The sequence below is a fragment of the Lentibacillus amyloliquefaciens genome (genome assembly GCF_001307805.1).
In the GTDB taxonomy this organism is placed as follows: Bacteria; Bacillota; Bacilli; order Bacillales; family Amphibacillaceae; genus Lentibacillus; species Lentibacillus amyloliquefaciens.
Map to the genome: position 1 here is coordinate 1,667,586 of NZ_CP013862.1, position 21,436 is coordinate 1,689,021.

At 41.9% G+C, this 21,436-nt stretch carries 21 protein-coding genes and 1 riboswitch; of the genes, 8 read left to right on the forward strand and 13 right to left on the reverse strand.

All coding sequences use genetic code 11. The features are described from left to right. Positions 1–111 precede the first annotated feature (111 nt). Complete coding sequence (mgtE, locus tag AOX59_RS08365; RefSeq protein WP_068444533.1) at positions 112–1,470, reverse strand: magnesium transporter; 1,359 nt, start codon at positions 1,468–1,470, stop codon at positions 112–114. 242 nt (positions 1,471–1,712) lie between these two features. Here mgtE and AOX59_RS08370 point away from each other — a divergent pair, with 242 nt between their 5' ends. Together AOX59_RS08370 and prpE are read left to right on the forward strand one after the other, a co-directional pair. Then, entirely contained in the window at positions 1,713–2,900 is a 1,188-nt protein-coding gene (locus AOX59_RS08370) for an FtsW/RodA/SpoVE family cell cycle protein (RefSeq protein WP_068444537.1), read from the forward strand. After that, positions 2,900–3,640: a bis(5'-nucleosyl)-tetraphosphatase PrpE gene (prpE, locus tag AOX59_RS08375; RefSeq protein WP_068444540.1), complete on the forward strand. Its 741-nt coding sequence runs from the start codon at positions 2,900–2,902 to the stop codon at positions 3,638–3,640. Before AOX59_RS08370 ends, prpE begins: the two co-directional genes overlap by 1 nt. 421 nt (positions 3,641–4,061) lie before the next feature. Here prpE and pdxR read toward each other — a convergent pair whose 3' ends face one another. Continuing rightward, positions 4,062–5,441 carry a MocR-like pyridoxine biosynthesis transcription factor PdxR gene (pdxR, locus tag AOX59_RS08380; protein ID WP_068444543.1) on the reverse strand — a complete coding sequence of 460 codons (1,380 nt, stop codon included), beginning with the start codon at positions 5,439–5,441 and terminating at the stop codon, positions 4,062–4,064. A gap of 127 nt (positions 5,442–5,568) precedes the next feature. On the opposite strand from pdxR, the gene AOX59_RS08385 reads away from it, so the two are divergent. After that, on the forward strand, positions 5,569–6,183 hold the full coding sequence (locus AOX59_RS08385) for an FMN-binding negative transcriptional regulator (RefSeq protein ID WP_068444546.1): 615 nt from the start codon (positions 5,569–5,571) through the stop codon (positions 6,181–6,183). A gap of 60 nt (positions 6,184–6,243) precedes the next feature. Then, positions 6,244–7,371, forward strand: a complete 1,128-nt coding sequence (locus AOX59_RS08390; protein WP_068444549.1) for a trans-sulfuration enzyme family protein — start codon at positions 6,244–6,246, stop codon at positions 7,369–7,371. Positions 7,372–7,600: 229 nt separating this feature from the next. On the opposite strand, the gene AOX59_RS08395 is transcribed toward AOX59_RS08390, so the two are convergent. From AOX59_RS08395 to yjbM, 5 genes are all read right to left on the reverse strand, one after another. Continuing rightward, on the reverse strand, positions 7,601–7,915 hold the full coding sequence (locus tag AOX59_RS08395; RefSeq protein ID WP_068444551.1) for a DMT family transporter: 315 nt from the start codon (positions 7,913–7,915) through the stop codon (positions 7,601–7,603). Beyond that, the gene (locus AOX59_RS08400) at positions 7,915–8,265 is read right to left on the reverse strand and encodes a DMT family transporter (protein ID WP_068444557.1); all 351 of its coding nucleotides are present in this window, start codon (positions 8,263–8,265) and stop codon (positions 7,915–7,917) included. The genes AOX59_RS08395 and AOX59_RS08400 overlap by 1 nt, the downstream gene beginning before the upstream one ends. A gap of 74 nt (positions 8,266–8,339) precedes the next feature. Next, a riboswitch (guanidine-I (ykkC/yxkD leader) is annotated at positions 8,340–8,435 on the reverse strand. Positions 8,436–8,579: 144 nt separating this feature from the next. Next, positions 8,580–9,455 carry an RluA family pseudouridine synthase gene (locus AOX59_RS08405; RefSeq protein ID WP_068444560.1) on the reverse strand — a complete coding sequence of 292 codons (876 nt, stop codon included), beginning with the start codon at positions 9,453–9,455 and terminating at the stop codon, positions 8,580–8,582. A gap of 54 nt (positions 9,456–9,509) precedes the next feature. Next, positions 9,510–10,313, reverse strand: coding sequence for an NAD kinase (locus AOX59_RS08410; RefSeq protein WP_068444563.1), 804 nt, complete (start codon positions 10,311–10,313; stop codon positions 9,510–9,512). 12 nt (positions 10,314–10,325) lie between these two features. Beyond that, positions 10,326–10,931 carry a GTP diphosphokinase gene (gene yjbM, locus AOX59_RS08415; RefSeq protein ID WP_068444566.1) on the reverse strand — a complete coding sequence of 202 codons (606 nt, stop codon included), beginning with the start codon at positions 10,929–10,931 and terminating at the stop codon, positions 10,326–10,328. Positions 10,932–11,087: 156 nt separating this feature from the next. On the opposite strand from yjbM, the gene AOX59_RS08420 reads away from it, so the two are divergent. From AOX59_RS08420 to AOX59_RS08435, 4 genes are all read left to right on the forward strand, one after another. Then, complete coding sequence (locus AOX59_RS08420; protein WP_068444570.1) at positions 11,088–11,663, forward strand: CYTH domain-containing protein; 576 nt, start codon at positions 11,088–11,090, stop codon at positions 11,661–11,663. Positions 11,664–11,742: 79 nt separating this feature from the next. Beyond that, the gene (locus AOX59_RS08425) at positions 11,743–12,126 is read left to right on the forward strand and encodes a globin domain-containing protein (protein ID WP_068444573.1); all 384 of its coding nucleotides are present in this window, start codon (positions 11,743–11,745) and stop codon (positions 12,124–12,126) included. Positions 12,127–12,241: 115 nt separating this feature from the next. Beyond that, positions 12,242–13,138 (forward strand): ClpXP adapter SpxH family protein, encoded by an 897-nt coding sequence (locus tag AOX59_RS08430; RefSeq protein WP_068448219.1) that lies wholly within the window; start codon positions 12,242–12,244, stop codon positions 13,136–13,138. A 643-nt stretch (positions 13,139–13,781) separates the two neighbouring features. Beyond that, positions 13,782–13,964 carry a hypothetical protein gene (locus AOX59_RS08435; protein WP_068444576.1) on the forward strand — a complete coding sequence of 61 codons (183 nt, stop codon included), beginning with the start codon at positions 13,782–13,784 and terminating at the stop codon, positions 13,962–13,964. A 23-nt stretch (positions 13,965–13,987) separates the two neighbouring features. Here the strand turns inward: AOX59_RS08435 and AOX59_RS08440 are convergent, their stop codons facing one another. The 6 genes from AOX59_RS08440 to mecA form a co-directional block, all read right to left on the reverse strand. Beyond that, entirely contained in the window at positions 13,988–15,127 is a 1,140-nt protein-coding gene (locus AOX59_RS08440; RefSeq protein WP_237049427.1) for an MFS transporter, read from the reverse strand. Positions 15,128–15,462: 335 nt separating this feature from the next. Continuing rightward, a complete protein-coding gene (gene pepF / locus AOX59_RS08445) occupies positions 15,463–17,274 on the reverse strand; it encodes an oligoendopeptidase F (RefSeq protein WP_068444579.1) in 1,812 nt (603 codons plus the stop codon). A gap of 244 nt (positions 17,275–17,518) precedes the next feature. Continuing rightward, entirely contained in the window at positions 17,519–18,709 is a 1,191-nt protein-coding gene (locus AOX59_RS08450) for a competence protein CoiA (RefSeq protein ID WP_068444582.1), read from the reverse strand. Between the two features lie 233 nt (positions 18,710–18,942). After that, entirely contained in the window at positions 18,943–19,857 is a 915-nt protein-coding gene (locus AOX59_RS19190; protein WP_082684162.1) for a mechanosensitive ion channel, read from the reverse strand. A 5-nt stretch (positions 19,858–19,862) separates the two neighbouring features. After that, entirely contained in the window at positions 19,863–20,450 is a 588-nt protein-coding gene (locus AOX59_RS19195) for a mechanosensitive ion channel family protein (protein ID WP_082684163.1), read from the reverse strand. Positions 20,451–20,717: 267 nt separating this feature from the next. Next, positions 20,718–21,407, reverse strand: coding sequence for an adaptor protein MecA (mecA, locus tag AOX59_RS08460; protein ID WP_068444585.1), 690 nt, complete (start codon positions 21,405–21,407; stop codon positions 20,718–20,720). Positions 21,408–21,436 lie beyond the last annotated feature (29 nt).

Consider the following 21,436-nt stretch of genomic DNA (forward strand, 5'->3'; position numbering starts at 1 on the left):
TTGGTTAGCATGAAATTTCTGTCATTAAAGGGGCTTCGCGCAACAGTTTTAAAATATCCAGGAATTCATCAGAACCGTATCACCATTGTGATGGTACGGTTCTTTTTTTATTTACACCAAATACTGCATAAATGTCGTTGCCAGACCAAAATAAATTAAAACCGAAATAATATCATTGATTGTCGTAATAAATGGCCCTGAAGCAACGGCAGGGTCAATTTTCAACCTGTCCATCAGCATCGGCACAAGCGCACCTGCCAATGTCGCGATCACTAAAGTCGCCATAATCGATAAACCAACAAGCACACCTAGAAAGAAATCATCCTGCCAGAAATAAACGATCACCGTGATCAATATTCCGCACACAATGCCGTTAATCAGACCGGTACCTGCCTCACGAGCGACCAGTTTCATTTTGCCCTGTTTTCCATAATCACCGGTTGTAATCCCGCGTACAGCAACAGCCAGCGCTTGTGTGCCGGTGTTTCCGGCCATCCCGGCAATCAATGGAATAAAGATAGCAAGCACCGACACCTGCTCAAGCGTTCGCTCAAATTGACCGATCAGACTCGCGGTCAATATGCCTAAAAACAGCAGAATAACGAGCCACGGCAATCGTTTTTTTGCCGAGATAAAAGCACTGTCTTTCGGCCGGTCCATATCAGACACACCGGCCAGCATGGAATAATCCTCGCTTGCCTCTTCTTCCATAACATCCAGGATGTCATCGACGGTTATAATACCGAGCAAATGATTCTGAAAATCAACAACAGGCATCGCGAGGAAGTCATAATCACGAATCATTTGAGCCACATCTTCCTGATCTTTTGCCACTGATACAGATAAGACCTTTTCACTCATCATTTCCGCAATTTGAACGTCAGGCTCGGAGATGATTAAGTCCCTTAGTGATAAAACCCCGACAAGATGTTTATCTTCATCAACGACATATAAATAATAAATCGTCTCTGCCTCAGGCGCTTCCGCTTTCAGAAATTGCATGACTTCCCGGACTGTTTTGTGCTCATAAACCGAAATAAATTCGGTCGTCATAATACTTCCGGCTGACTTTTCTTCATAGTGAAGCAGTTCTTTTATTTCGGAAGCATTTTTATCATCCATGAGTGTCAAGAGACTGACAACAACGTCCTTTTCCAGTTCATTTAAAATATCCACCGCGTCATCTGTTGCCATTTCGGCCAAAACCATTGCTGCAAAGCGCGGGTCCATTTCCGTAAACAGCGGCTTGATATCGTCAAGCTCTATATGCTCCATGACATCTGCCGTTTCTTCCGGCGATAAGTATGTATAGATTTTTAACCGGGTTTCTTTCGGCATCTCAATGAAAAACGAAGCCTGTTCATATGGATGCATTCCCAAGAACTGCCCGCGGAAAGAATCGATCTGTTCGTTATCCGCAAACATCTGCAATTCTTCTTCAAAAAATTGTTCTATATTGCTGTTTTCCATGTCATCACGCCCTTTTACAATAATACTATTATAGCATTTTGGATGTTTTTTCACTAGAATACTTAATTTATCGCTTGTTTTCGTGTAAACTAAGGATATAATGGATTCATATTGTATTTATACATGGCAATGGTATTACTATTCCCTATAATAGATCGTTCGAAAACGTTGGCAATGCGAATACAATATTATAATAAATAAATCAAAAAACAACAAGAATTCATGGAAAGTAAGGTTAAATAATGCAAAACCGATCAAGTTTTAATATCGATTATACATTATTGTCCATTCTCATTTTGCTGGGTCTGGTCAGTATTTTTACACTGAATATCATCGAGCCTTCATTGCCGTCCAAATATGATGGTTCCAATTTCTGGTTCCGGCAAGCGATGTGGTATATAGCCGGCGGTGTCATTATTGGTGCTGTGATGCTGATTGATTATGACCGGTTCCATCAAATTACCTGGTTTTTATACGGCATCGGTGTCCTGTCATTGCTTATGCTTTACCTCAAATTCCCCTCGGGGATAATACATGAGGCAAACGGCGCAACCAGCTGGTTTAGCTTCCCCGTTATCGGCACCATCCAGCCTGGGGAATTTATCAAAGTCATTTTAGTTCTGACACTTGCACATGTGATTGTCAGACATAATGCCAAATATGTTGATAAAACCTTTAAGAGTGACTTAGGTCTGCTTGGAAAAATCATTGCGCTCGCTGCGCCAATCATGTTCTTTCTGATGGAGCAGCCGGATTTGGGCGGACTTTTGGTCATCGCTGCGATAACAGGATGTATGATTCTCGTATCAGGGATCAGATGGCGAATTTTGTTGATCATTTTCTTCCTGGGAGTGACTGCCGTTTCGCTGGTCGCTGCCGTTTGGATTTTCTTTCCCGCACAAGTTGGAACATTCCTTGAAAACTTAGGTTTGGGGCACGTGGCGAGCCGTTTCACCGGCTGGCTGAATCCTGATGAGAATCCCGACGCAGGTTATCAGCTGCTGACAGCTATGCTTGCCGTCGGATCAGGCCAATTATTCGGAAAAGGCATGAACAACATGGAAGTCTATATACCGGAGAGACATACCGATATGATTTTCACAGCTGTTGCCGAGCAATTTGGTTTTATCGGTGCAAGTATTGTCGTGACACTATTTTTCTTATTAATTTACCGGTTGATTCACATCGCTATCCAAAGCAACGATGCTTACGGCAGTTTTCTCATTACCGGCATCATCGGCATGTTTGCTTATCAGATTTTCCAGAATATCGGCATGTCGATTCAGCTGCTGCCGATCACCGGTCTTCCTTTACCATTTTTGAGCTACGGGGGAAGCTCGACACTGACGTATATGCTGGCAATCGGCATTGTGCTCAATGTTCACTCCAGAACAAGAGAATATATGTTTGAAACAAGGTGGAAAAATTAATGCGCTATGATGTCATTGGTGATGTACATGGATGTCTGAATGAATTGCATGCACTCTTTTCAGCCATGGGATACAAGCAAAAGGATCACATCTATGTGAATCCGGATGGACGTATCCCTGTTTTTTTAGGTGATATTACCGACCGCGGACCCCACTCGGTGAAAATGATACAGTTTGTCTATAATATGGTTGTCAAACACGGGAAAGCCCATTATGTCCCCGGCAACCATTGCGATAAACTGTACCGCTATTTTCTGGGCAATAACGTCCAAGTGCGGCATGGACTGGAGACAACCGTGGAAGAATACGAAGCTCTGCCACAAGCCGAGCAGCAAATGGTCAAATCTCAGTTTATGGAACTCTATGATCAGGCTCCGCTCTATCTCGAGCTGCCGGATGTGAACGCGATTGTGGCTCACGCCGGAATAAAGGGAAGTTATATCGGACGGAATGACAAAAAAGTGAAAAACTTTGTTTTGTATGGGGATGTGACCGGTGCGTTTTATGATGACGGCCGGCCGGTAAGACGTGACTGGGCGCAGAATTATCATGGCGAGCGTTGGATCATTTATGGCCATACACCTGTTATGAAACCGCGGATGGTTCATCATACCATTAACATCGATACAGGCTGTGTTTTCGGCAATCAATTGACCGCATTCCGGCTGCCGGAAAAGAAGACCATCTCCGTCCCATCAGAACAGCCATTTATAGCGGAAAAATTTCAGTATTTTGAGTGAGTTTACGGAGAATAGATTACAGCTAACAAAACACATAAAGATTCTAAGTGAAGATTGATTGATTTATTGTTAACGACAATCCCAATGACCTTCTGTCCCAAAAAAACAAGAATCATTGTCACGCCCACTCATTGCCTTTGTGACGATTCTATCCTGGAATATAAAGTGAATCTTCAATCAGTGGGGGTTTTATTTCTTCCCCCACTGATTGTTAGATGAACGAATCGGACATTTACTGGCAGCCATCCCCCCACCTAATCTTCATCGTATACGCGAACATTTGAGGTGGGGGGATGGCTGCCAGTTACATGCGGGATAAACAACGAATATTTTTATTCTTCTGTAGGATTTTTTAGTCCATTAAGTTCTAAAGCTGATATTGCTGAAGAACATCCTTGAATTAATATCTAAAACGGTACTCTTATAACCATGCTTTTCTTAAAAGATTTACACCAAGTTCGATTTCATCATAAGAAAGACCGCTAAACCCTAGTTTAATCATTGGCTTATCCGGATAATTTTTTATGAAATAGATTGAAGTTGGCCGCACTTTAACACCATAATGATGGGCCCGCTCGATTAGCCATTCTTCTGAACACTCCAGATTTATTTTAATTAATATGTACAAACCGGACTGTTCTCCAATAATGGATATACTTTGCCCGAAATGTTTTTTTAATAATGATACGAGGTGTTCCATTTTTCGTTTATAAACAAGGCGCATTCGCTTAATATGCCGATTCCATTCCCCATTTTCCATAAATCTAGCCATTGTAAGTTGGCTAAAAAGTGACGTTGAGCTTTCGAAGCTCAGGAACTCTCTTTTATAACGGTTTAACAGCCGTTGTGGTAACACCATATAGCTTAAACGTAGTCCCGGGAGAAAAGACTTTGAGAAATTTCCCAGATAAATAACTCTTGTTGAGTCAATAGAGGCGAGCGCTGGAAACGGCCGCCCAGTATATCGGAACTCACTATCATAATCGTCTTCAATAATGTATCCCTGTACCTTGTTTGCCCACCCGATGAGCGTTTGTCGTTGTTGAATGGACATGCTTACACCGTACGGACTGTGATGAGAAGGAGTTACATAGATTAAGCCTGAATCCATTTGTTTAAGTTGCGAAAGATCTGCACCTGTTGCATATACCGGTAAATATTCAAGTGAAAAATCGTGGAATTGAAAAGCTTCCCTGGCGCCATCGAACCCTGGATCTTCTACGATAATACCTGAATAATCTTTTTTTAGTATATGGCCCAGATTGATAAGCATTTGTTGTGTGCTGCTACCGACCATAATGGCATCTGCATCTGTTCTTACCCCACGTGATTGGAGTAAGTATGCGGCAATTTGTTCGCGCAGACTCACCTCTCCAAAAGGTTCTCCATACCGAAAGCTTTCAGGTAATGTTAAGACCTGATTCGCTATTCGCCTCCATATTTTTAAGGGAAAATGGGATCCGTCAACAGCATCTGTCCGAAAATCGATACGAACGGACTCTTCCTTTCTCACCCTCTTTTTGTTAGGGAGGATTGGTGATTCCTGGGATAAAGATAGCTCTAATGGATTGACAAAATAACCTTTTCGTCCTTCTCCGCGAATATAACCCTCCGCTACAAGTTGGTTATACGCCGTTAGGGTTGTATTACGGCTTACATGGAGAGATTCAGCAAGTTGCCGAATGGAGGGCAGTTGTTCATCAGCTTTCACATTGCCCTGTTCAATAAATGATTTAAACTGCTCGTAGATTTGTTTGTATTTGGGAGAGCTTTCGTTTAAAGCAAAAAGATAATTTTTCATATATTTCTCTCCTGACATGCTTGATTATTTTAAATTGTATCTTTTTAAATGTCAGTTTACATCATAATATATTTTATATGAGCGATAAAATCTTTTCAAACACGAAATTAGATAAGGAGTGATGATGATGTATATTCCAAAGCACTTTGAAATCAAAGATGAAGAAGTGATTTATGATATTATTGAGGAAAATAGCTTTGCTACACTATTTTCCCAACATCAGGGTCATCCGTATGCGACCCACCTTCCTTTGATTTTAGATAAAGACAAAAGATATTTGTACGGCCATTTTGCAAAACCGAATAAGCAGTGGAAAGATATAGAGGAACAGGAGGTACTTGCCGTTTTTCAGGGACCGCATTGTTATATTTCGTCTTCCTGGTATGAAACAGATAAAGCCGTACCGACATGGAATTACGTATCTGCTCATGTATACGGAAAGGTTGATATCATAGACGGGGAAGAAATGATGGATTCCCTTCATCAAATGGTGTTGAAATATGAAGATCCAAATAGTTCATATCAATGGGACCAATTGGATGCTCATTTTTTAGAAGGGCAGGCAAAAGGCATTGTTGGATTCAAAATCAAGATCGATAAAATCGAAGGAAAGGCAAAGTTGAGTCAAAATCATTCTGCTGAGCGATTAAAGCTTGTTATTTCACAAATTGAACAATCCACAAGTGAGGATGAGAGGGAAATTGCATCTCATATGCAAACAATTCTTAGAAAGAAAGCTTGAAGCAAACAAAGCTCATGGATGACACATCATAACAATAATCTTTGAAAGCGAGGAATATGTATGCGTTTTGAAACAAAAGCCATTCACTCCGGACGGCAGGTTGACAAAACAACGAGCTCGGTCACCATGCCAATCCATCTCTCTACGACATTCGAACGAGCTGCAGACGGCTCATATCCAAATGAATTTGTATATAGCCGTGAAAATAATCCTAATCGTCATGTCTTGGAAGACTGCCTCACATCACTTGAGGATGGACATGATTCCGTCGCCTTCGCATCAGGGATGGCAGCCATCACATCATTAATCGAAGCGCTTCCTGCCGATAAACCGCGCCGGGTGATTATGCCAAGCGATATGTATTTTGGGATTCGTTCCCTTCTTTCAGATACGGATATCGGAACAAATTTCGATTTTGACATTGTAGACATGACAAATCTCAATAATGTTGAGAAGGCGATAAATAGGGCACCAACCGGTCTGGTTTGGATTGAGACACCTTCTAATCCACTTCTGAAAGTTACTGATATTGAAGCAGTGGCACAGATAGCGCAAGAGGCCGGTGCGTATACCGTTGTTGACAATACGTGGGCCACTCCAGTTCTCCAGCGTCCGCTTAGGTATGGAGTTGATTTCTCACTTCATGCTGTGACCAAATATATCGGTGGGCATAGTGATTTAATGATTGGTGCAGCTATCGCAAAATCCGATAGCCCTATGTTAGCCAATTTGAGGGCTTGGCAGCATGCAAAAGGTGCAGTGCCTTCTCCATTCGAATGCTGGCTTGCTTTGCGCGGCGTTCAATCGCTTGCCCAGCGTATGGCGACACACTGTTCAAATACCTCGGCAATTGCGGATTTTTTGGTACATCACCCAAGTATCGAAGCCGTTCATTATCCCGGTCTTGCTGAACATCCGGGACATCATATTGCAGCACGGCAAATGAGTTCATTCGGCGGTATGTTGTCCTTTCAGGTAAAAGGCGGCTGGGACGCGTCAATGGCTGTTGCTGCAAAGGTACAATTGTTTACCCGTGCTACAAGTCTGGGTGGAACGCACAGTTTCATTGAGCACCGTGCTTCAGTTGAAGGAAGCACAACGATGGCTCCATCTAACCTATTACGTGTATCGATCGGGCTCGAACATGTGGATGACCTCAAAGAAGATTTATTACAGGCTCTGGAATAAGTAAAATGAAACGCCATTCAGAGGGGATAATTCTTTCTTATGCCTCTGAATGTTAGTTGAAGAAGTATTCCCTGACTTTTGGGATAAGGTCATATTTACGCCATTTCACATTAGACCATTTATCCAACATTATGGCCCTTATATGCAATGTTGGCGCTGTTCCTTATTAGGGATAAGCGCCCTATTGTTGAAGATGCAAAGCCTTATTTTTAGTCTTTACAATGTTGGTCTATGAAATAAGTTTTAATCCAATTGCAGAACTTAATATCAGCGTTATAAAGAGCATTCTCTTCCAACTTTTTGACTCTCCAAAATAAAACATCCCAACTAAGGAACTGCCTACAACACTAATCCCTGTCCAAATTGCATACCCTGTTCCCATCGTAATCGTTTGTAATGAATAACTTAGAAGACCAAGGGCTGATCCAAGCCCAAAAATTATTAAAACAACTGTTTGCCAATTTTGTTTTACAGACAATTGATTAATCATGGCAACAGCAAAAGTTTCGAACAGACCTGCTATAATTAAAATAAACCAAGCCATTACGATCTGCCCCCTTCCTCAACCTCATCACTTTCATTATCTGTAACTAATTTCAAGCCAATAACTCCCGATAACAGGACTGCGATTAGAAAAATCTTCGCCCATCTGAATGGTTCTCCGAAGAATAAAATTTCTGCAATAACAGTACCACCTGCACCTAATCCAACAAAAACAGCGTAAACCGTTCCAGCGGGCAGTACTTGTGCTACTGTTATCATTAAATAATTGCTCAATATAATCAGAATGGCTGTAGCAGTCCAAGTCCAAAAATCATATGCATGAGCTAATCCAATTACCCAAAAAACTTCTAAAAAGGCTGCAACAAATAATTTAATCCAGTTTTTATTCATCTGAAATTACCTCCATTTTTTAGTATGAACATAAACACAAAATAAAAAAGCCTGAGAGAAACTGTTTAACAGTTATCTCCCAGGCTTTTATCCTTCCGTGACACGTCTTGCGTGAGTTTTCTCTCGGACCAGACCAATAACATGCTTGCGGAACCCTAGAAAACATTTTATTTATGTAATTGCTTATCACTGTATATATACAATCTTAAAATTTATTTTAATATATAATCGCTGTCATACCAATAAATACAGCGTACTAAATTCTATTTATGATTTAGTACGCTATATAGTAAGGGCTGTCCCTTCCCTTTGAACTACAATTTGTCCGGTTTCATATCATTCGGCAATTCAGCGGTGAACTCCTCCCACTCACCCGTGAATGGATGCTCAAACGCTAACCTGTGACAATGCAAAGCCTGACGTTCAATATTATTGGTCTCTCCCCCGTACAGATTATCGCCTGCCAACGGATGTCCGAAATGTGAAAAATGCACACGAATTTGATGGGTACGGCCGGTTTCCAGCTCAACATGAATAAGTGTGTGGTTATCATATTCCGTTAAGACCGAATAATGGGTAATCGCATGTTTGCCTCCGGTGGTAACCGTCCGCTCAATGATCGAACCTTCTTTACGCCCGATTGGTGCATTGATGGTTTCATTTTTTTCCTGCAAATGGCCTTCAATGACGGCAAAATAACTGCGTTTGATTATTCCAGCCTTTTGAGTCTCGGATAAGATCGAATGGCTCCAACGATGCTTGGCAATCAGCATGAGGCCGGATGTATTCCTGTCAAGCCGTGTCACGACATGAAATGTGTAAGGAAGGCCTTGCGCTTCATAATGCGCCAGCACCCCATTGGCAATCGTGCCGGACGTATACTGATAGGATGGGATGACTGCCCTTCCGGGTGATTTATTGATAACCAGAACCGCATCATCTTCATACACAATATCGAGCGGCATTTTTTCCGGAATCATCATGGCCCCTTTTTTCTCATCGGGAGGTGAAACAGCAACCACATCACCTGCCCTCAATTCATAACGGACTGTCTGAGGGGTTCCATTCACCTTTATTGTCCCGCCGCCGTGAACGATATGCTTAATCATGCGCTTGGAAAATTTTTGCTCCCGCTGTAAAAAGCTTCGTATGATTAAGCCTTCCTGCTGTTTGGTTACCGTCCACTTCATACTGCAGCACTCTCCTCAGATGTGATCTCGACCTCAAGCATCCTGTCATCCGGATTAAACGTCGTCATCAACAAATGAATCGCGGACACGGTCCCAGAATGGAAATGGTCTGAACCTGGCAAACCGCACGCGTTCTTTGGCCACCCGGCATTGAATTGATTTGACGTTGGAATAATTTTCGGTAAAATGATCGACTGCTATCAAAAATGTTTTCTTTCGCCCTATCGGCTTCAGCATGCATGTGTGATGTTTCGGCAGAATAAGCGGCGAGCCGATTGTCCGGAAAACACGATTGTTGATCGAAGCTATCTCAGTCAGCTGAATGGCTTCGAGCGACGGGTGGATGATCCCGCCGCCAAGAGCTTTATTATAAGCGGTACTGCCCGATGGTGTAGAAATGCATAAACCATCACCGCGGAATGTTTCAAAATGGTTCCCTTTGATTTCCACATCAAACACGACAGATCCTTCAGCTGTTTTGATTGTGGCTTCATTCAAAGCGAGGTACCGGCTCTCTTCACCGCCTTCCATATCCCGTATGGTTACCTCAAGCAACGGGTATTCCACAACCTGGAAGGGGGTCTTCGCGATTTCAATAATAAGCTTTTCAACTTCCTCGGGAGTCCAGTCAGCATAAAACCCTAAATGCCCCGTATGTACACCAATAAATGATGTGGAATCAAGACAATGAATATATTGATGGAATGCCTCCAGAAAAGTCCCGTCACCGCCGACTGATATCACAAGATCAGGATTGTTTTCATCATACGCCATTTCAAAGTCTGTCAGATATTGCTTCATTGTGGCTTGAATTTTATTGGACCGTTCATCACCTTTAGACACAATCGCAAATTTCACAGTAAAACCTCCTTACTTTCGGTGGAATATCCGCTTGGCTTCTTGTACTTCATTTTTAATGATCGACATCTCTTCGTCAAGTTTAAAAGCTGCTTCAGCTGCCCGCTGAAGCCGTGATTTAATATCAGCGGGAATATTGCCTTTATATTTATAGTTTAACGAATGTTCATTGGTTGCCCAAAAATTCATGGCGAGCGTTCGGATTTGGATTTCTGAAATGACCATTTTGACGCCATTAATCGTTTCAACAGGATAATTAATAATCATATGATAAGAACGATAGCCGCTTTCTTTCTTATGTGAGACGTAATCTTTTTCTTCTATAATCTCCAAATCTTCCCGTGAGCGAATCATACTTACAATAGCATAGATATCATCGACAAATGGACAAACTACCCGGACCCCGGCTATATCCTGCAGCTCTTCAATGCGGTCCGGCGGGATATGTTTGGTTTCTGACTTTTCCAGAATGCTTGCAACGGGTTTAACACGTCCCGTAATAAATTCAATTGGTGAATCTTTGGACTCATATTCAAACTGTTTACGAATGCCTTTTAACTTTATCTTCAGTTCCTCGACCGCTTGTGCATATGGGGCGAGCAGAGCTTCCCAATTCATGATTTACACCACCTGTTATCATCTCTTCCCATCAATTATCATAACATAACCAACAGCTATTCTTTGCATATTTGGGCATCTTTCGCCATACTAAAAACTATATTCAGCGGAAACGTAAATCTCCGCGGAATATTCACTGAAACGGAGGTATGGCATTTGTCGCAGGAAATAGAAATCGAATATAAAAATTTATTGATAAAAGATGAATTCGATCGTCTGCTTAAAGGACTGCCCTTCCCGGAGAAAGGTCAAAGCCAAACCAACCACTATTTTGAAACAGACGACTTCAGCTTGAAAAAGCAGGGCTGTGCTTTAAGAATCCGAGAAAAAAACGGTACCTATACATTAACACTGAAAGAACCGCATTCCACCGGCCTGCTCGAGACACACGATACATTAACCGAGCAAGAAGCCCGTGCCTGGATCAATGAAAATCAACCCGCTGAAAATGATACCGTAAAGCGAATCAAAGAAAAAGGTATTGCCATTAAAAATCTTATTTATTTAGGCAGTCTAACGACAAAACGCCGTGAATTGTCTTTTAATCACTCCCTCTTGGTACTCGATTACAGCACTTACCACGGTCATGATGATTACGAACTCGAAATAGAAGCACCTTCCGAAATGGAGGGAAAGAAAACGATGCAGGCGATTCTGACAGACTTTGACATCAACAAGCGCAAAACACCTAATAAAATTCAGCGTTTTTTTGATACAATCGACCGCCATTAGTGCAACAGCTAATCAGATTAGTTGCTCTTAATCACCGTCGTTGCTAAAATATATACAAACATAATAGGAGTACTGACTGATGATTAAACATGGCACAATTTATGAAGCTATTGGCGGCTTTCCAACGATAAATAAGCTAGTAACTCACTTTTATAAACGTGTAGGCAGCCATCCAAAATTAATACCTATTTTTCCGGCTGATCTGACGGAAACAGCCAGAAAACAGCGCCTGTTTTTAACCCAGTTTTTCGGCGGACCAAGATGGTATACCGAAGACCGCGGACATCCGATGATGCGCCGGCGGCATATGCCGTTTGAGATCACACCTGAACGCCGTGATGCCTGGCTTGAGTGTATGGATGCAGCTCTTACCGAAGCGCAAATTGAAGAACCCTACCGTACAGCTATATTTGAAAAATTGACCATGACAGCCCACCATATGATGAATACACCTGACAAATAATAAGCAGAAGACTGGATTGACACTTCATTAAGCCGGCAAATGGATGTTGGAACCCTATAAAACGCTCTTTAATGATTTGTTCACTTTTGACGATCCATTTGAAAGGAGAATCGGTGTGAATTGGAAACAACCAGAACTATCAAATTCCAATAGTACAAACACATCGGCAAAATATAGCTATATCGATTTTGTTCAGAAACCGGTAGAAATATACGTGTTTATCGACCCGCTATGCCCGGAATGCTGGTCGTTGGAACCATATTTAAAAAAGCTGTCCGTTGAATATGGTCGTTTTTTCACATTACGGCCGATTGTAAGCGGGCAATTGAATTCATTGAATAAAGATATTTTCGATAAACCGAAACAGCTCAAGCGAATATGGGAAAAAACCGCGTCACGTACAGGCATGTCCTGTGACGGTGACTTATGGATTGAAAATGAAATCTCATCGCCCTGGTTTGCCTCACTTGCCATAAAAGCTGCTGAACTGCAAGGGAAAAGAGCCGGCAAATCATTCTTGCGGAAGGTACAAGAAAATGCATTCCTCGGGAAACAGAACATATCCAGCATGTCCGTCCTGATGAAATGTGCAAGGGAAGCCAGACTGGATGTAGAGGAATTTGAAGACGATTTATTTTCATCAACAGCTAAAAAGGCCTTCCAATCTGATTTAAAGCTGACGCGTGAAATGGAAGTGGACTGTATCCCATCAATTGTCTTTTTCAATCAGCACACAGATGGTCAGGGGATTAAAATCTCCGGTCTATACCCATACGATATTTATGTTCAGATATTACAGCAAATTTTGCAGAAGGATCCTGTCCCATCAAGCAAACCGCCGCTTGAACATTTCATGAAATACTATCAGGTTGTCGGCACTAAGGAAGTAGCGGTTGTTTATGACTGGTCCACCGCTGGAGCAGAAAAAGAAATGAAAAAAATGCAATTGCGACAAATCGTTAAAAAAATCCCGGCAAAACACGGTACATTCTGGGAATATAATAATGAGTGAAGCGAACCTTCATTCAACGGAATTGGTTTTTATTCCGATAAATGAACAAAGGCTGAGGTCACCACGTCAATAGCCAACGCCTCCCGCTGTTGGCCCAAGCAGAATCAGGCATTTAGGGACAGTTTTCCGCTGTTTTTTGGCGGCTTACTGTCCATTACATGAATGGAAAAAGGAAAAACTCGGAAGCTGGCAGGATAGCTTCCGAGTTTTTTGATGTCGACGTTAAAAAAAGCACAAAAAAAACAGGATATACGGGGCAGCGTACATCCTGTCGTTCTCCGTCTCTGTAATAACAAAGGGGGATGGGAGAAAGTTTCATGATCAAAAACAAAGGGGTTTTGTTTGTGACTCATATCACACTATTAATAATATCAGCGGGATACGATTTTATCAATTGGTATGTTCAACTTTTCACAGAAATGTCACAGTTCTATTTAACAGGTTTGCCACATACGATTTACTAAAGTGAAACATCAGTGGGAGGTTTTTACCCCCACTGATTGTTAGTTGAACATAATCAGGCATTTAGGGACAGTTAACCGCTGTTCTTCGGTGGCTTACTGGCCCATAGATCCGGGATCAATGTATGCCTGCTAAATCCCCTTGCCACGGTTGATTCAATTTGTTACGAGGAGTTGATCAGATGAATGGATTACTGCCAACCCTTTTTTTGATTATGACATTGTTTGTTGCTTTTGCAAACTTGCTTGCTCTGATGCAGCTGATTCCATTGTATATTACACTTCCTATGCTTTTTATTTCCATTTATTTAACGATTTACTCATTTACACATCGCCATACTTACCGGGGGCGGATGCGCGGCTAACCAGAGAAGCAGCAGCCTCCACTTTAGTTCACTGTCGTCCGCCTTGGATCTGTCAAGTTGGCTTTTGACGAATAGATTCTGAAAAGAACGAAAGCCAATATCGATAAGAAAATTCCTGAAATATAAGGCAGTCCAATCGCTATTGAATAAAGAGCTCCGCCTAGCACCGGCCCGATTATTCGTCCGAGCGAATCAAAAGACGATAAATAACCTGTTGCCGCTCCGTAGCCCATTTTGGATATTTTGGTCAATAACGAGGAGACACTTGGCCGGATGACACCATTCCCAACACCAAAAACAGCCAGAAAAATGGCAGCAGTGGTAAAGTTTTGCGTAAAAAGAATAAGACCGAATCCGATCGCTGAAACAACAATGCCTCCCTGAATGATCGCTGCTTCCCCGAATTTTTTTGTCAATTTCCCCATCGACCCTTGAACCGCTGCACTTGCCAGTCCCATAATCATAAAAATATACCCTAGTGTAACAGCATCCAAGCCGGCTTTATCCGCCGCAAAATAGGCAAAAGTCGCTTCCAGGCCCGATAACGATAATGAAATAAAAAATTGGAGAAAATACAGTATGGCCAGCGGATCGCGCAAAACAGCGCCCCATGTCGATGCCTTTTTTGCACTGGTTTTATTCTCAGAAAGATGAATCGATTCTTTCAGGATGCCAAAAACCAGAAGCAGCGTCATAAGTGATAAAATGCCTGCTATATAAAAGGGCGCCTCCAAATTAATATTTGTAAAGACACCACCGATAGCCGGCCCAAATATAAAGCCAAGACCGGTTGCGGCACCTACAATTCCCATTCCCTTGCCACGGTCTTCCTCTGTGGTAATATCTGCAACGTAAGCCATGACAGTTGGCATATTGGCAGCTGATAAAAAACCGCCGATGATTCGGGCAATAAATAACATCCATAAAGTTGTGGACAGTGCCAGCATGAAAAATGACAAAGAAAGTCCGAAAATCCCGACCATGATAACCGGCTTGCGTCCTATTTTGTCAGAAATCCGTCCCCACATTGGCGCAAATATGAACTGCATCATTGAATAAACTGCCATTAATAGACCCAGTTCAGCCGGTGACGCTCCCAGTTCTTCGGCATAAAATGGCAGTACCGGAATAATGATCCCAAATCCGGCCATTACCAGAAACATGATAATAAAAGTACCCTGTTCAGTTTCAACTTGATCCCATCCTTGTTGTTCGTAAGCAGTTCCAACCCTGCTTTCATTCATAGCCAAAATTCATTCCGCATGTAACAGGCAGTAGACCCCCCGCCTCAACAACTCAAGTGGACAAGGCGTGTAGGCGGGGATCAACTGCCCGTAAATGTCCGATTCTGTTAAACTAACAATCAGTGGAGAAAACCGGCATAAATACGAGTCGGTATTTTCTTATATATTTTGGCTGGCTGCTTTCATGAACTGCGACATAGTGAAATAAAAGGCTGTCACCGACTTATAGGGGTGACAGCCTGTTGTGCCGCAACTTATTTCAACAGCAATTCTTCCATTTCGTTCAGTTTTTCCTCAAACACATCTAGGGCTGAGAGAATCGGTGCTTTTGCTGTCATGTCAACGCCAGCTTTTTTCAGCACTTCAATCGGGTAATCACTGCTGCCGGCTTTAAGAAAGTCCAGATAACGGTCAACTGCCCCTTCTTCACCGTTCAGAATATTATTGGCAAGTGTTGTCGCAGCTGAATAGCCTGTTGCGTACTGGTACACATAATAATTCATATAGAAATGTGGGATCCGTGCCCACTCTTTTCCGATCTCTTCATCTGAAACAACATCTTCACCATAGTATTTCTTGTTGAGGTCATGGTAAATCGCCGTCAATGATTCCGCCGTCATCGCCTCGCCATTCTGCATACGCTTATGGATTTCATGCTCAAATTCAGCAAACATCGTCTGACGGAAAACAGTGCCACGGAAACCTTCAAGGTAATGGTTCAGCAAATATAATTTTTGCTTCTCATCATCAACATTTTTAAGCAGATAGTCATTTAACAATGCTTCATTTGTTGTTGATGCCACCTCGGCTACAAAAATGGAATAATTGCCGTAGCGAAATGGCTGTGTCTTATGTGTGTAGTAGCTGTGCAGTGAGTGGCCAAGCTCATGCGACAGCGTGAACAGATCGTTCAATTTATCCTGCCAATTCAGCAAAATATACGGATGCGTACCATATGCACCGGACGAATATGCCCCGCTGCGCTTTCCTTTATTCTCGTCAACATCAATCCAGCGGCTCTCAAACCCTTTCTTCAGCACACTGACATAATCATCTCCGAGCGGTTTCAGGCCATTAAGCACATATTGCTGTGCCTGTTCATATGAAATATTCATGTCAGCATCTTTGACAAGCGGTGTGTAAATATCATACATATGCAGTTCATCCAGATCGAGCACTTCTTTGCGCAAGCGCATATAGCGGTGCAGAAGCGGCAGTCTTTCATTAACGGCTTCAACAAGGTTGTCATAGACAGTCTCCGGAATATTATTGCTGTCCAAAGCAGCCTGACGGGCAGAATCATAATTTCTGATTTTAGCATTGAAATTATCCGTTTTCACTGTCCCTGTGAGTGTCGATGCAAACGTGTTAATAAACTTATCATACGTATTATACATCGCTTTAAAAGCTGATTTGCGGACTTCACGGTCACCCGATTCCATAAACCCGATGTAGCGTCCATGTGTCAGGTCGACGTCTTCCCCATCTTCATTTTTAATCGTTGGAAACGATAAATCGGCATTATTCAGCATGCTGAATGTATTTGACGCACTTGACATTGGTTCAGAAGCTTCTGCAAGCAGTGCTTCTTCCCGCTCGTTTAACACGTGAGGACGTTGGCGGTTAATCTCATCCAAAACGTGTTCATAGAATTTCAGATCTTCATTTTCCTCCATAAATTCACGCAGTTTATTTTCTTCAATTCCCAGAATCTCAGGCACGATATAGCTCATAGAACTTGCAGCAATCGTTAAAACATTTTCAGCTTTGGATTCCATAGCCTGATATTTCGAATTGGTCGTATCCTGATCATTGCGCATGTGGGCATATGTAAACATTTTACCCAACCGCTCCGACAGTTCGTCCTGCAGCTTCAGGACATCGTACAGATTTTGTGCCGAGTCACCAATTTTTCCCTGGAATTTCTCAACAGACGGGAATTCTTTTTTCAAGGATTCAAGTTCTTTCTCCCATTCTTCATCTGTTGCAAATATATCTTCCAGTTTCCATTTCCGTTCTTCAGGTATTTCCTCTCTTTTTGGAAGTTCTTTTGCTGCGTTTGCCATGTAAAATCCTCCTTATATTCCTGTGATACCTTTTAATTCGAGGTTTTGTTAAAAAAATCCTGCCTGTCTCTAGAACGTGTTCAAAAAGTAGGGAAACAAGGACCGAGAATTTCACGGCGGCGTAGTTATGAGCATCGCAATGTATGCATTTAAATACATGAGAAGCTGAAAAACAAGCCAATGAACAAATTCAATGCGTCATTTGTTACCGGACTTTTTGAACATCCTCTTTTAGTATAACGAATTACTTGGGAAACATGCCCGTGTTTTGCTTCATCAATTCAATCATCAACAGCTTATCACCTTCCAGGGCTGCTTCGATGTGTTTATAAAACTTAAGCGGATTTTCTTTCGTGAAGTGGTTTGGTGATGTTTCTCTGATAACCTGAAGTTCTTCCAGGAGCTGAAGATATTCATAGATAGGATTTACAGATGATTTGATCAGAGGAAATGCATGTGTAGGACGAATATGCCGGCGGAAGAGATGTTGGCATCGTTTAACACTGAATGTTTCATTTGGGCTCATGTGACCAATCACTTCAACACACAACCGGCTCTGCCAGTCCCACGGCTGCGTTTTCATCCGAAATTGGCCAGTTACAGGTAGGTAAACGGGAGATGGAAGCGAGTCACGATGCAACGAATTGACATACAGCCATTGCTGCCAGGCCAATTCCCGTCCAAATGCGCGTTTTGATGGACGCATACGCAGGGATCGCTTGGCCGTCAGCCAGTTTTGAAACAGCTTTTGACGCGGTAAAAACGTTTTATGAAACAAATCTGTAAAATCCATGGCATTTAACTTCTGAATGGTCATGTTGCCGATTGCCTGGCGATTTGATGACAAGTATAAATCCTGAAATGTAATGAATCGAAGTGTATCGGGACAGAAGAAATATAAAGTAAGTGGAAAATCTGCAGAAAACTGATGAATAAGATGAAGGTGAAACGCATCGATTTTAATTTCGTTTCTTTTACGGCGATTAAATTGATTGACACCGATAATCCAAATCGGTGTGATGCCTGCCTTTTCATAGCCACGCGTCCGATCAACAATTTCAGCCGGCGGAATTTTGGCGCATTGGTACTCTATCGCAATTGTTTTAGCCTTCAGCCTTATCAGTATATCGGGGCGCTGAGAAATCTCGGGCAAATATTCTTCCAGCCGGACGTTTAAGCGCTGATGCTTAAGCCATTGATAAAGTAACAGCTTCCCTTTTTCGTGATACGCCCCCTCCCCGCCTTCCTGTGCGGGACAATTGCCTCTCGCACTATGCGCAAAGTGCGGCGTTATTTTTGAGCCGGCTTTCACGATCACCGGACTCTGACATGCCGGACAGAAAAACTTGTTATGCTGCTTCAATGTCCGGATCTCTTGCTTGGTAAAAAGCGCGGGTGTAACCAGTTTGCCATATTCAGTTTTAGCTTGGAGCATTTTTTATATCACCTCTTATTTAATACTATTCGACAAAAGTTGTCAAAATCCTGCAAAAAGAATAAAATTTGTGCTGCTTTTTTCAGGGGGCCGGAAAAGAAGCAATCCTCTCCGGTTGATATGTCGATGCCAGCCCCCGTTCCGATTAATGTTGTCTTTTAAAGCGTTAAAATAAGAACCACAAACAAGAAGCACCCGCTGTGAAACGGATGCTTCTTGTTGAATGAACTAATTCAATCTTTGTCATTTACTTTTGTTTCTTCAATTGTTTCGTCGAACTTACGCAAGTATTTAGCGGCGAAGTCTTTTCCGCCAAGTCCAAATGCAAGGCCGAACGCCAAGGCCAGTCCGCCTAAAATAAGCGTAAAAGCAGACGTTACAATTGATACGGCAATGCCCAGTTGTGTCAATGCCATAAATGCGGCAAGTGCTAAAATCGCATATTTTGCAAAACCTGCCAGAATTTTAATAGCCGGACCGGATAATAAGTTGACAAGCACTTTTTCGACAATGTTTGCCAGTATCAATGCAATGCCAAGTATCAGTACGGCTGCCAGCACATTTGGCAAGTAAGCTGTTATGCCGGAAGCTATCTCGACAAGAAAGTCCAGATTGATCAGATACAATGCCTGTACAGTCAGGAAGAATATAATCAAAACACGGACAATATAGCCGGCTGCAACAGATGGTGCCGTTTTGGATGACGATGCGTCCATATGGCCGAGCTGCATGTTCGATGTCAATCGATCAAATCCGACATTTTCAAGGAAACGCTGCACAAAGTTACCAATGAATTTACCGACCCAGATACTGAGCAGGATAAGCCCGATTGCTATCAGAATATTCGGCAGCATAATCATAATCTGGTTAAGCATTGAAATGGCCGGATCAGTAATGCCCGCCAGTTCAAGTTTCTCCAGCGCAGCAACTGTGATTGGAATCATAATCACAACAAAGATGATGTTGCCGATAAATTGTGCAAAGCTTGTACCTTCAAACAAGTTCTCGAGTTTCAGTTTTCTGATTAACCCTTCAGATCCAGCTGCATATAACAGATTTGAAACGATGCTTTTGATAATCTTTGCAACCAACCAGCCGACTGCAAAAATCAGAGCTCCGGCGATAAGATTTGGAATAAAGGCCAGCACGGAATTTAATAAATCACTGAACGGTTCGTATTCAGTGCGTTCAGTACCCCTGGAATGAACAGAAGGAGCACCAGATAGAATGCTACTTCGCCGGCTTTATTCATATAGCCTCTTGCTGTTTCTTCATCATCAGTAATTTTCAGCTTGGAAAACAGCTGCTGAATATTCAATTTAGAACTGCCCTGTGCAATCAGCCATTTCACAATAGTGGCCAGAATCCAGGCAAATACTAATATTAAGGCTGCTTTCAACACTGCCGGTATAAAGCCAAATATGCTCGAAATTAAATCTGATAATGGTGCGGCAATCATGTTCAGATTTAAGATGTTAAAGAATAGAATAAACACAATGACCATCAGTATGTAATAAACCGTCTTACCGATGACTTTCTCGGAATTCAGAGGTTTATCATCATCACTGCGAAATTTGTTGATGAGTTTGTCATCCACTTGCGTTTTCTTTAAAGCTTTTTGAATAGCATTGCTGATCATTTTTGCAACCAGCCAGCCGATCAGTAAAACAATGAGGGCAACGACAAAATTTTGCAACCCTTGCATAAAACCTGACGGCAAATATTGATCTACAACATTCATAACAATCCCCTTTCATATTTAAGATAGTTATATATACCTCATATAGCTTACCCATAAACGTAAAATGTCGAGGAGTTTCTAAAAAGGTCAAACAAAATGCTTATGACGCTATCGGGTGCTTGACACAACATTAAACAGGACATATTTCACATAGCGATGAACCAGTTTTCGGAGTCGATCAAAAGAGGAAGTTCTTCAAAAAAAGCAACTGCGAAGGTTAAAGAGAGAAGAAAAAATTTAAGAAAAGGCAAAAAAAAAACACTCTTTTTATTCAGAGTGTCGAATGGTTGCAGGGAAGTGGGAACGTATTTGTTTAAATGTGTCATTTTCAAAAATCTGTTTCCCATACTCCTCAAGAAAATGAATGGTTACATCCGTATCATATGCAAATTCGAAAATTTGGCTGAGCAAATCTTCCTGTCTGTCGTCATCATCTTCTTCCGGAAATACAGTATACAAGTAATAGCCGTCATTGTAATGATAAAGCGTGTTGTCGATTTCTCCTTCGTGACCCTGGAAATAATGACTAAGCTGGATGACATCTTCAAAATCATCAAAACGCACAATCAATGTGAGATTGCCATCTTCATCTTCTTGACCCTCTGCTTTTTCTTTTCCAAATTTATCGTCCAGTACGTCTTCTATTTTGTCATCAACTGATACATCAACTGTTTTCCCATTTTCATCCGGCAATTCAAGATTCTCGCCATCTTTGGAAATTTGTGCTTTTGTCACGACAATTTCCAATCCTTTGTCCATTGCCTGGACTTGAATCCAAAGCGGACCATCGACATTAAAGTCTTCTTTATAGTTAAGTTCTTCCATCATTTGCCAGAATAATTGTTCTCCCCGTTCACGGTTATACCAGATTTCTTCACGTTGGAAACCGCGATCTTCAATATCTACATACGTTATATAGAACTTTACGGTATTTTCATTTATGCGCTCTATTTCCATTTCGTTTCTCTCCCTTCGTTTAAGAATCA

What these genes read in the sequence shown, in the direction of transcription:
- mgtE (WP_068444533.1), bottom strand. Translation starts at nt 1,470, where the DNA reads ATGGAAAACAGCAATATAGAACAATTTTTTGAAGAAGAATTGCAGATG.
- AOX59_RS08370 (WP_068444537.1), top strand. Translation starts at nt 1,713, where the DNA reads ATGCAAAACCGATCAAGTTTTAATATCGATTATACATTATTGTCCATT.
- prpE (WP_068444540.1), top strand. Translation starts at nt 2,900, where the DNA reads ATGCGCTATGATGTCATTGGTGATGTACATGGATGTCTGAATGAATTG.
- pdxR (WP_068444543.1), bottom strand. Translation starts at nt 5,441, where the DNA reads ATGAAAAATTATCTTTTTGCTTTAAACGAAAGCTCTCCCAAATACAAA.
- AOX59_RS08385 (WP_068444546.1), top strand. Translation starts at nt 5,569, where the DNA reads ATGTATATTCCAAAGCACTTTGAAATCAAAGATGAAGAAGTGATTTAT.
- AOX59_RS08390 (WP_068444549.1), top strand. Translation starts at nt 6,244, where the DNA reads ATGCGTTTTGAAACAAAAGCCATTCACTCCGGACGGCAGGTTGACAAA.
- AOX59_RS08395 (WP_068444551.1), bottom strand. Translation starts at nt 7,915, where the DNA reads ATGGCTTGGTTTATTTTAATTATAGCAGGTCTGTTCGAAACTTTTGCT.
- AOX59_RS08400 (WP_068444557.1), bottom strand. Translation starts at nt 8,265, where the DNA reads ATGAATAAAAACTGGATTAAATTATTTGTTGCAGCCTTTTTAGAAGTT.
- AOX59_RS08405 (WP_068444560.1), bottom strand. Translation starts at nt 9,455, where the DNA reads ATGAAGTGGACGGTAACCAAACAGCAGGAAGGCTTAATCATACGAAGC.
- yjbM (WP_068444566.1), bottom strand. Translation starts at nt 10,931, where the DNA reads ATGAATTGGGAAGCTCTGCTCGCCCCATATGCACAAGCGGTCGAGGAA.
- AOX59_RS08425 (WP_068444573.1), top strand. Translation starts at nt 11,743, where the DNA reads ATGATTAAACATGGCACAATTTATGAAGCTATTGGCGGCTTTCCAACG.
- AOX59_RS08435 (WP_068444576.1), top strand. Translation starts at nt 13,782, where the DNA reads ATGAATGGATTACTGCCAACCCTTTTTTTGATTATGACATTGTTTGTT.
- AOX59_RS08440 (WP_237049427.1), bottom strand. Translation starts at nt 15,127, where the DNA reads ATGTTTCTGGTAATGGCCGGATTTGGGATCATTATTCCGGTACTGCCA.
- pepF (WP_068444579.1), bottom strand. Translation starts at nt 17,274, where the DNA reads ATGGCAAACGCAGCAAAAGAACTTCCAAAAAGAGAGGAAATACCTGAA.
- AOX59_RS08450 (WP_068444582.1), bottom strand. Translation starts at nt 18,709, where the DNA reads ATGCTCCAAGCTAAAACTGAATATGGCAAACTGGTTACACCCGCGCTT.
- AOX59_RS19195 (WP_082684163.1), bottom strand. Translation starts at nt 20,450, where the DNA reads ATGAATGTTGTAGATCAATATTTGCCGTCAGGTTTTATGCAAGGGTTG.
- mecA (WP_068444585.1), bottom strand. Translation starts at nt 21,407, where the DNA reads ATGGAAATAGAGCGCATAAATGAAAATACCGTAAAGTTCTATATAACG.